General features: G+C 39.3%; 12 protein-coding genes. 7 read left to right on the top strand and 5 right to left on the bottom strand.

Translation table 11 applies throughout. The features are described from left to right. Nucleotides 1-78 precede the first annotated feature (78 nt). Both ACFINC_RS02155 and ACFINC_RS02150 read right to left on the bottom strand, forming a co-directional pair. Nucleotides 79-210 carry a hypothetical protein gene (locus ACFINC_RS02155; RefSeq protein ID WP_375615887.1) on the bottom strand — a complete coding sequence of 44 codons (132 nt, stop codon included), beginning with the start codon at nt 208-210 and terminating at the stop codon, nt 79-81. A gap of 125 nt (nt 211-335) precedes the next feature. After that, nucleotides 336-500: a hypothetical protein gene (locus tag ACFINC_RS02150; protein WP_375615886.1), complete on the bottom strand. Its 165-nt coding sequence runs from the start codon at nt 498-500 to the stop codon at nt 336-338. Nucleotides 501-681: 181 nt separating this feature from the next. On the opposite strand from ACFINC_RS02150, the gene ACFINC_RS02145 reads away from it, so the two are divergent. The 6 genes from ACFINC_RS02145 to ACFINC_RS02120 all read left to right on the top strand — a co-directional run bounded on the left by ACFINC_RS02145 (nt 682) and on the right by ACFINC_RS02120 (nt 4,369). Continuing rightward, nucleotides 682-1,344 (top strand): lysozyme, encoded by a 663-nt coding sequence (locus ACFINC_RS02145; protein ID WP_375615885.1) that lies wholly within the window; start codon nt 682-684, stop codon nt 1,342-1,344. Next, nucleotides 1,341-1,577 (top strand): hypothetical protein, encoded by a 237-nt coding sequence (locus ACFINC_RS02140; RefSeq protein WP_375615884.1) that lies wholly within the window; start codon nt 1,341-1,343, stop codon nt 1,575-1,577. Before ACFINC_RS02145 ends, ACFINC_RS02140 begins: the two co-directional genes overlap by 4 nt. Then, nucleotides 1,501-1,713 (top strand): hypothetical protein, encoded by a 213-nt coding sequence (locus ACFINC_RS02135; protein WP_375615883.1) that lies wholly within the window; start codon nt 1,501-1,503, stop codon nt 1,711-1,713. Before ACFINC_RS02140 ends, ACFINC_RS02135 begins: the two co-directional genes overlap by 77 nt. Beyond that, the gene (locus ACFINC_RS02130; protein WP_375615882.1) at nt 1,706-1,918 is read left to right on the top strand and encodes a hypothetical protein; all 213 of its coding nucleotides are present in this window, start codon (nt 1,706-1,708) and stop codon (nt 1,916-1,918) included. Before ACFINC_RS02135 ends, ACFINC_RS02130 begins: the two co-directional genes overlap by 8 nt. Nucleotides 1,919-3,694: 1,776 nt before the next feature. Then, entirely contained in the window at nt 3,695-4,000 is a 306-nt protein-coding gene (locus ACFINC_RS02125; RefSeq protein ID WP_375615881.1) for a type II toxin-antitoxin system RelE/ParE family toxin, read from the top strand. Between the two features lie 45 nt (nt 4,001-4,045). Beyond that, the gene (locus ACFINC_RS02120; protein WP_375615880.1) at nt 4,046-4,369 is read left to right on the top strand and encodes a helix-turn-helix domain-containing protein; all 324 of its coding nucleotides are present in this window, start codon (nt 4,046-4,048) and stop codon (nt 4,367-4,369) included. Between the two features lie 679 nt (nt 4,370-5,048). On the opposite strand, the gene ACFINC_RS02115 is transcribed toward ACFINC_RS02120, so the two are convergent. The 3 genes from ACFINC_RS02115 to groES form a co-directional block, all read right to left on the bottom strand. Next, nucleotides 5,049-5,201, bottom strand: coding sequence for a hypothetical protein (locus tag ACFINC_RS02115; protein WP_375615879.1), 153 nt, complete (start codon nt 5,199-5,201; stop codon nt 5,049-5,051). Between the two features lie 361 nt (nt 5,202-5,562). Continuing rightward, nucleotides 5,563-7,206 carry a chaperonin GroEL gene (gene groL / locus ACFINC_RS02110; RefSeq protein WP_375608136.1) on the bottom strand — a complete coding sequence of 548 codons (1,644 nt, stop codon included), beginning with the start codon at nt 7,204-7,206 and terminating at the stop codon, nt 5,563-5,565. 59 nt (nt 7,207-7,265) lie between these two features. Continuing rightward, the gene (gene groES, locus ACFINC_RS02105) at nt 7,266-7,562 is read right to left on the bottom strand and encodes a co-chaperone GroES (RefSeq protein WP_005774667.1); all 297 of its coding nucleotides are present in this window, start codon (nt 7,560-7,562) and stop codon (nt 7,266-7,268) included. A 239-nt stretch (nt 7,563-7,801) separates the two neighbouring features. Here groES and fumC point away from each other — a divergent pair, with 239 nt between their 5' ends. Then, complete coding sequence (fumC, locus tag ACFINC_RS02100; RefSeq protein WP_375615878.1) at nt 7,802-9,190, top strand: class II fumarate hydratase; 1,389 nt, start codon at nt 7,802-7,804, stop codon at nt 9,188-9,190. Nucleotides 9,191-9,418: the final 228 nt, after the last annotated feature.

Raw genomic sequence — 9,418 nt, 5'->3', positions numbered from 1 at the left:
CTCTATTCGGAAATTTTTATAGCACCCTCCCCCTCACAACCAGCACTTAACCGGAGTCATCATCCTTGCCCCACCACGCTACCCCGCCAACAAAACCGCCAACAAAACCGCCAACACAATGGCAATGCCCTGTGTGCACCACATCAACATCGCCCGCATCAATAAGATGCTATCAACAAACCACCCCATAGGAATGGATCTCAAAACCAACAACAACGCTCTCCATCCCCACAAACAAACCCTTTCCCCTTGCAAAAATCTTTTCTCACAAGAGAAAAAGAAGTATGGGACACAGAATGTACCTCTATTCGGAAATTTTTATAGCACCCTCCCCCTCACAACCAGCACTTAACCGGAGTCATCATCCTTGCCCCACCACACCACCCCGCCAACAAAACCGCCAACACAATGGCAATGCCCTGTGTGCACCACATCAACATCGCCCGCACCAACAAGACGCTATCAACAAACCACCCCATAGGAATGGATCTCAAAACCAACAACAACGCTCTCCCAACGGAAAATATGACCACATCCAACCATGCCCCCCCTAGGATTACACGGATAACATTTTGATTTAATTAATTTTTCGTCTCTTCTATTTTTGAAGAGCAAAAAAATCATTTTTAATATGTCAACCAGCCTCACATCAAAGTGAGGCTTTATTTTATGGAGAAGCAAATGAGAAAAATATCATCCGCAGGGCTTGCACTCATTAAACAATGGGAAGGATTGCGTTTAAATGCCTATAAAGATTCCATCGGGGTATGGACAATTGGCTATGGACATACCAGCACTTCTGGCAAACCGTTTGTTCACAAGGGCATGACCATCACTGAAAAACAAGCAGAAGAACTTCTTTGCCAAGACTTAAGACAATTTGAAAATACCGTTGAAAAAAATGTGACGGTTTCCTTAACGAATGAACAATTCGCCGCGCTCGTATCGTTTTGCTATAATGTAGGAACAGCTGCTTTTTGCAACTCGACCCTTCTAAAAAAGCTCAATAATGGCGAATATGAAGCCATCCCTGCTGAATTACAAAAATGGACCAAAGCAGGTGGAAAACGCCTTCACGGTCTTGTACACCGTCGTGCAGCAGAAGCAGGCTTATGGGCAAAAGGGGCTTATGTTTCTCCCAACTACCAAACCGTAGAAACGCAAGCACCAATGGGATTTTTCAAAGCAGAAGCGCTTACACCGATTATTGGTTCTTTTTCTGGACTTGGAGGCTTATTGGCAGGCAATGGACCCATCCAATGGGCATTGGCAACCATTATGGTTTTAGCCGCCTGTGTTGGCATTTTCTTTGTGGCAAAACGGTTTCGGGAGCAACGTTTATGATGTGGTGGATGAAAAAAAATCTGATGATAACAGGAGCGGCTCTGACCGCTTTTTTTATCGCTTTTGCAAAAATTTTCACTCTTGGCAAAAAGATTGAACAACAAAAGCAAACAGAAAAAACCTTAAAGGCGGCAACAACACGGTTGGAGATGGAAAATGAAATTAATCAAAAAAGTGATGCTGATGTACGCGCTGCTCTTTCTCACTGGTTGCGCGATAAAAACAATCAATGAGCCTTCTTCTTGCGTTGGTTGGATGCCCATTTATTTAGACAAAAAAGACCTCAATATCATCAGCTCAAATCTGGCAAGAGATATTTTAAAGCATAACAAACAAGGGGAAGGCTTGTGTGGGTGGAAACATGGCTAGAAAAAAAACAGAAAAGCAAATGGAGCTTACAGAAAAGGAAAAAGAAATGCTACAAGAAATCATCATGACTTATAAAAGTATAAAAATGATGTCACGCTATACGAAGTGGATTATCTTTATCATTTTTTTATTAGCGCTTGATTTTTCACGTATCATAGATGCATTGACAAGTATTTTTACACAAAAATCGAATATTCAGCTCTAAAATAAAAAATAAAAGGTGAGACGTGCTAACTCTTACTATAAAAAGCCATCGGTTCATAATTTTTTTTAAACAGAGAGCTTTTATTGATGATTTTTCACGTCTCACGAAAAATTTTCACACTCTTCACAAACACCATTACGAAATGAATTTAAGTGCATTAAAAAGATTTCTTTAATAAGCGCATAAGTAAGCAACGGAATGGTATTGTCTACCATAAAGCCCCATTTTTACACTTGTAAAGAAGCAAGCTGGCACCATTATACATTTACCCCCCCAATATTAGCAACAAGCCTTAGAAAAGAGTCATTTCGCTCTCATAGTGCTTTTCATAATGGCGTTTGTAAATGGTATAAAGATAAAGTTCCTATGAATCATATAAAACTATAGGGCACCATCATCTTTTACGCTTGCGAAAAAGCACGCTGGCATTATCATATTTTTCCAGCCTACAATGTTGTGATAACCCTGTTTAATAAACACCTTAACTATTTGAGAATATTCATGAAAAGCATTTTTATTTTCTTTAAGGATTTTACTCTCTCTCTCTACTTGTAAGATACGAAGAAATGATTGTGATTGTTTCAAAATGAGAGAGAGATTTAAAATGAAAAAATCCTCTGCTATGAAGCTTTCTTATTCAACGTATAAAACAATGAATGATTATTCTAAAAAAGCGTTTCTCCATTAAAAAATGTGAAGCAGCACTGATTGTTGTTATTATCTGCAAGAATGAATGCTTTTGAAAAGCCATATTACATTGATTGGTGATCATAATGGAGCGTTATTCAACTTGAATTAGACCCCTGAATACCATAGGATTCTCTTATTTCCAAACCTATTCCATGTTGAAAGAACCAAACCCATGTTGCTTGCACATTACAAGCAGAGCGAGAGCAGAGTCAAAAACTGTATAAGAAAGAAAACAAAAATGCCTCTCATGAAGCGTTTCAAATAGTCAAGGTTTTTATAAACAGGGTTATCACAACATTGAAGGCTAGAAAAGTGTGATAATGCCTGCTTGCTTTTTCGCAAGCGTAAAAGATGATGGTGCCCTATAGTTTTATATGATTCATAGGAACTTTATCTTTATACCATTTACAAACGCCATTATGAAAAGCACTGTGAGAGCGAGATGACTCTTAAAAAAACACGTGAATATGCAAGACCAGTCTATCGGGAGTATTTTGTTGTACATAAGAGGCGTCCCCCCATGAAAGAACGCAAAAAATAAAAGCATAAAGCAATGTATAATTTTCATTATTTAAAAAATATTACCATAGATCCTTTCGAAAGGTATAAAGCAGAAAGATGATGGCGAGTGATTTACACCTTTACATTCTTTCTCAGTGAAACTGTCTTCCTATTTCAGAAATTGCCCAAACAGAAAGAAGCAAGACGCTCTCTCCCATCGAGTGTATAACAGCTGGAAATGTTCGTAGGGCTCTTACCCCTCTCAATTTTTTCTCAAACATGCTGCTGCATTGGAATTTGATGTTGATTGACAAGCAGCAGAAAAAGCACGCATGCTCTTAGAAAAACAACGCCATCAAGTTAAAAATATAACAGCTATGGATGAGAGAGATGCGTTGACTTTTTAACATAACAAAAAAGACTGAGATGGGCATGCTGTAAAACAACAACCATAACACAATTGGCTTTGCGTTTGCTTCGCCTTGATAGTGTCCAATCCTTTGTGCCCAATTTTATTAATAATAGTTATTAATAAAATCACAAAATTAAAATAACCACTTAAAATTATTTTGTATATTAATCATCATGAGTAAAATAAAACGTATCGTATGGCTTGGATCTTCACTCAAAGATATAAAAAGTCTGCCTAGTCTTATTCAACAAAGGATTGGTTATGCTCTTTATCTTTCTCAGGGAGGAGATAAAGGAGAAAATGTTAAGGTTCTCAAGGGGGGTGGATCTGCCAATATCCTAGAAATTATTGAACACGATATCAAAGGAACTTATCGCGCTGTTTATACGGTACAATATAAAAATCTCTTTATGTGTTGCATTGTTTTCAGAAAAAATCGACCCATGGCATTGCAACACCAAAACCAGACATTAATCTGATTAAAGAACGTCTCAAGTAAGCAGAACAATTAGAAGGGAATGAAAATGATCAATGTTTTTCAGGGTAGTTCCAATGTTTATGCGGATCTTGGTGTTTCAGATTCCAGAGAGATGCTTATCAAAGCACAACTTGCTCATAAGATTAGTCAAATTCTGAAAGAAAAGAACTTAACACAAAAACAGGCTAATCAACTTTTGAAAATGACTCAACCAAAACCGTCTAAACTTTTAAGTGGAGAATTTAGAGGAATGAGTGAAATGAAAATGCTTGAGTGTTTGGCAAAATTGGGAAACGATATCAAGATTACTGTTAATCCGAAAGAAGTTAAAACGCTTGAAGGATATTTTGAAGTTGTTTTTGCTTCTTAAAATTCTTTATGATTTGCTTTTTATGGTCTATTCATACAGGGAAATCTTATATAAAAGTGGTCAAATAAATCACGTATAAAAGTGTGGATTTATATCAAATAATTCCACTCAAACTATTGGTTTTATTAGTTTTCGTGTAATAATATATCTTCTTGTTCGTAATAATTTCTTTTTTCGGCTACCTGTCGTGGTTCCCTTGGCTGGAAAATTACATGCCACAATATATGCAACAAACAAGTTTGATATCTGTCAACATGGATTTTTCCCCAGTTTACGAGACTAACTTGCCGAATAAAAGATGAAAGAAAGGCGAAAAATTGATTTTTCTCTTTAAGCTTCTCAAATGAAACTATCTCTCTATTTTAAGAGATGACCCAATGTTACGACAGCTCTTTCCACTTAAAGCCCTTGCCACTTAAAACGGTTCATAAGAGCCATTTTATCCTTTCTTATACAAATCTTATTCCCCCACTCATCCGGCTTTTGACGTGCAAGAGATATGATTTTTATTGATTCAACATGGAATAAGATTTGAAATGAGAGAATTTTACGATATTCGGATCTCTCATTCAAATTGAATAACACTATATTATTATAAATCAAAGTATTACCCAAACAAAAAGACACATATTTCAGGGTGCAAAAAACATTTAACAGAGCAAACACTTAAATTTTGTTTTCATGCAAAAGCTTGAAATACCAGCATCTTATTCATAAAAAAAAACAACAAGCCCGACCATGCTTTTTCCAACACTCTCTTTCCAACGCCCTCTCTTTCCAACGCTCCATGGGGACTGACTCTTAAATGATTACGCTGGTTCATAAAAACCATAGTGACCTCCCCCTTATGAAGCACAAACACAGAACTTTTTAATGGTAAATGCGTAAGCTTGAAATGAAAAAAGAAAACCGTATGAGAAGAAAGTTATTATCAATCAAAGCATTGTATTTTTATCCGCAAAATATCTTCAAAGCCAATCCCTCCACGATAAAAATATTTCATAAATGCGAGAAAAGAGCCAAGAACCAAGCGTGAAATCTATTCAGACACACGATAAATCAAACCGTGGAAAAGAGAATAATCCTCTAAGATAAAGGAACTGTCAAAAAAGCAAAAACTCATATGAAATATAAAGAAATATACAAAAAACGGGCCCAGAAGGCCCGTTTCTTTATAACCTCTATAAAAGGGCTTAGAAATCCATTCCGCCCATTCCACCCATTCCGCCACCAGGCATTGGAGGCATTGGAGTATCTTTCTTTGGAACTTCAGCAACCATTGCTTCTGTTGTGATCAGAAGGCTAGCAATTGAAGCCGCATTCTGAAGAGCAGAACGCACAACTTTCACAGGATCAACGATTCCCAAAGCAATTAAATCACCAAATTCACCGGTTGCGGTATTGTAACCATAAGTATCCGCATTGTTTTCCAGCACTTTTCCCACAATAATAGCGGCTTCTTCACCGGCATTGGTTGCGATTTGGCGCGCTGGTGCCTGTAGTGCACGACGAACAATATTAATACCCGCTTCTTGGTCAGGATTACTTCCCTTAATGGTCAACGCACTTGCTGCACGCAACAATGCGGTACCACCACCAGCAACAATACCTTCTTCAACAGCAGCACGTGTTGCATTCAAAGCATCATCAACACGGTCTTTCTTTTCTTTCACTTCAACTTCTGTTGCACCACCCACACGGATAACAGCAACACCACCAGCGAGTTTAGCAAGTCTTTCTTGCAATTTCTCACGGTCATAGTCAGAAGTTGTTTCTTCGATCTGAGCCTTGATTTGATTAACGCGAGCAGTAATTTCGCTCTTTTGTCCAGCACCATCAATAATAGTGGTATTTTCTTTAGAAATATTCACTTTCTTTGCACGTCCAAGCATATCCAAAGTGACATTCTCAAGTTTAATGCCCACATCTTCAGAAATAACCTGTCCGGATGTCAAGATTGCGATATCTTCAAGCATGGCTTTACGGCGATCACCAAATCCAGGAGCTTTTACAGCAGCAATTTTCAAACCACCACGCAGCTTGTTGACCACGAGCGTTGCCAAAGCTTCACCTTCCACATCTTCAGCAATGATAAGAAGTGGTTTTCCAGACTGAACAACCGCTTCCAAAACAGGAAGTAAGGATTGCAAATTAGACAATTTCTTTTCGTGAATGAGAATGTAAGGATCATCGAGATCAGCGACCATTTTCTCAGCATTTGTGACAAAATAAGGGGAAAGATACCCACGGTCAAATTGCATTCCTTCAACGACTTCTAATTCCGTTTCAGCGGTTTTAGCTTCTTCCACGGTAATGACGCCTTCATTGCCAACTTTTTCCATAGCATCAGCGATCATTTTACCGATTTCAGCAGCACCATTAGCGGAAATTGTTCCCACTTGTGCAATTTCTGCTGACGTTTGGATTTTTTTAGCTTTTTTGAAGAGGTTTGCCACCACTTCTTCAACAGCAGCATCAATTCCACGCTTCAAATCCATTGGATTCATGCCGGCAGCAACAGCTTTAACACCTTCTTGCACAATAGCTTGTCCCAAAACAGTTGCTGTTGTTGTTCCATCACCCGCAACATCATTGGTTTTAGAAGCAACTTCGCGCAACATTTGTGCACCCATATTCTCGAACTTATCTTCCAGTTCGATTTCTTTTGCAACGGATACACCATCTTTTGTGATGCGAGGCGCACCAAATGATTTATCAATCACCACATTGCGACCTTTAGGGCCGAGTGTCACCTTCACAGCATTAGCAAGAATGTCGACACCGCGCAACAAACGCTCACGCGCATCACGGCCAAATTTGACTTCTTTAGCAGCCATTTAATTTCTCCTTGGAGTTTTTTTCAAAATAGTACACAATGAAAAATTAAGTGCTTCAATTAGCCCATAATTCCCATAATGTCAGATTCTTTCATGATGAGGAGGTCTTCCCCATTAATCTTGACTTCAGTTCCAGACCATTTTCCAAATAAAATACGGTCTCCTGTTTTTACTTCCAAAGGCACACGCTTTCCGTTATCATCCAGAGCGCCATTGCCAACAGCAATCACTTCGCCTTCTTGAGGTTTTTCTTTCGCTGTATCAGGGATAATGATCCCACCAGCCGTTTTATTTTCAGATTCAACCCGACGGACAACGACACGGTCGTGAAGTGGGCGGAATTGTATATTAGCCATGTTTTAAATCCTTAAAACTGAACATAATTGGATTAATCTTAAAATTCTTGCTAGCACTCTCTTCATGTGAGTGCTAACACTATCTAAGATATAAAATCGGTATTTCTCAATGTCAAGAATAACCATAAAAAAATAGTCATAAAAAATTTCTCTCAAAGAAGATTCAAAGTCTTGCCTCTTATTCCACTTTCGCGTTATTTAGCTCCTTTAAGAACCCGTGAACAAAAAAGGATCTTATCATGGTTGAAACACGTCAGGAAACGGATAGCTTTGGAACGATTTCGGTACGTCAAGATCGTTATTGGGGCGCACAAACTGAACGTTCTCTGCATAATTTTAATATTGGCAGTGAAAAGCAGCCTCTTACCATTATTTACGCCTTAAGTCTTGTAAAAAAAGCCGCTGCACTTGTAAATATGGACAAAGGCAAACTTTCCCCAAAGATTGGAAAAGCCATTGTCACTGCCGCAGATGAAGTTCTCTCTGGCGCATTCGACACGCATTTTCCTCTTTCTGTTTGGCAAACAGGCTCAGGGACACAAAGCAATATGAATGTTAACGAAGTTATTGCCAACCATGCCAGCATGCTTTTGGGTGGCAAACTGGGAAGCAAAAAGCCTGTTCATCCCAATGACCATGTCAATATGAGTCAATCATCGAATGATTCCTTTCCCACAGCACTTCACATTGCCACCACGCTGCAAACGCGCCAACATCTTTTTCCCATTCTTGAAGCGCTGATTACCACTTTAAGAAAGAAAGAAGAAGAATTTGCCGACATCATCAAAATCGGAAGAACCCATACGCAAGATGCAACCCCCTTAACCCTTGCACAAGAATTTTCAGGCTATCGCGTAGCACTAGAAGCCAATCTTCAGCGTATTGAAACCGCTCTTACCGATGTTCAAATGCTCGCCCAAGGAGGGACGGCTGTCGGAACAGGGCTCAATGCCCCCAAAGGTTTCGACGTCGCCTTTGCCGAAACAATTAGCTCCCTCACAGGGATCCCTTTTAAGACGGCACACAATAAATTTGAAGCTCTCGCCCATCATGGGGCGCTTGCCCATTTCCACGGAAGTCTGAATGCATTAGCCGCAGATCTCTTTAAAATTGCCAATGACATTCGGTTTTTAGGCTCTGGTCCACGCTCTGGTTTAGGCGAACTAAACTTGCCTGAAAATGAACCCGGCTCTTCTATTATGCCAGGCAAAGTTAACCCCACCCAGTGTGAAGCCATGACAATGGTTTCTTGCCAAGTCTTTGGGAATCATACCAGCGTAACATTTGCCGCCAGCCAAGGACATTTTGAACTCAACGTTTATAAACCTGTCATTGGCTATAACGTTTTACAATCGATTACACTTCTTGGTGATTGCATGCGCTCTTTTGATCTACATTGCATTCAAGGATTACGGGCCAATCGCATTCATATTCACTCTCTCATGGAGCGCTCTCTCATGTTAGTCACAGCTCTTGCACCAGAAATTGGCTATGAAAAAGCTGCTGAGATTGCCAAAGCAGCGCATAAAAATGATACAACTTTGCGCACAGAAGCACTAAAAGCTGGTGTTTCTGGTGATGATTATGATCGGCTGGTTGATCCTAAAAAAATGATTGCGCCCCAATAAAGAGGGCGCATGCTTTTGTTATTGCTTGTCAATCAACATCCAAACTTACTGCAGCAGCAAGATTAAAGTGGTTTGAAAGCTTTCTCTGCTGTTGCAGCTTACATGCCAAAGAGGATGAGTGTATTGCATATCCCTTTTTGGATCATCTCTATAATGGAAATACAGCCTCATTTGCAGAGAATATAAAGCCGTAAGGTAAAACCAATCTCCAGCTTTGCATCCTTTAAT

This window comes from Bartonella sp. AP58NXGY (genome assembly GCF_042195785.1).
Lineage (GTDB): Bacteria > Pseudomonadota > Alphaproteobacteria > Rhizobiales > Rhizobiaceae > Bartonella.
This window is presented reverse-complemented; position numbering and strand designations above follow the sequence as displayed.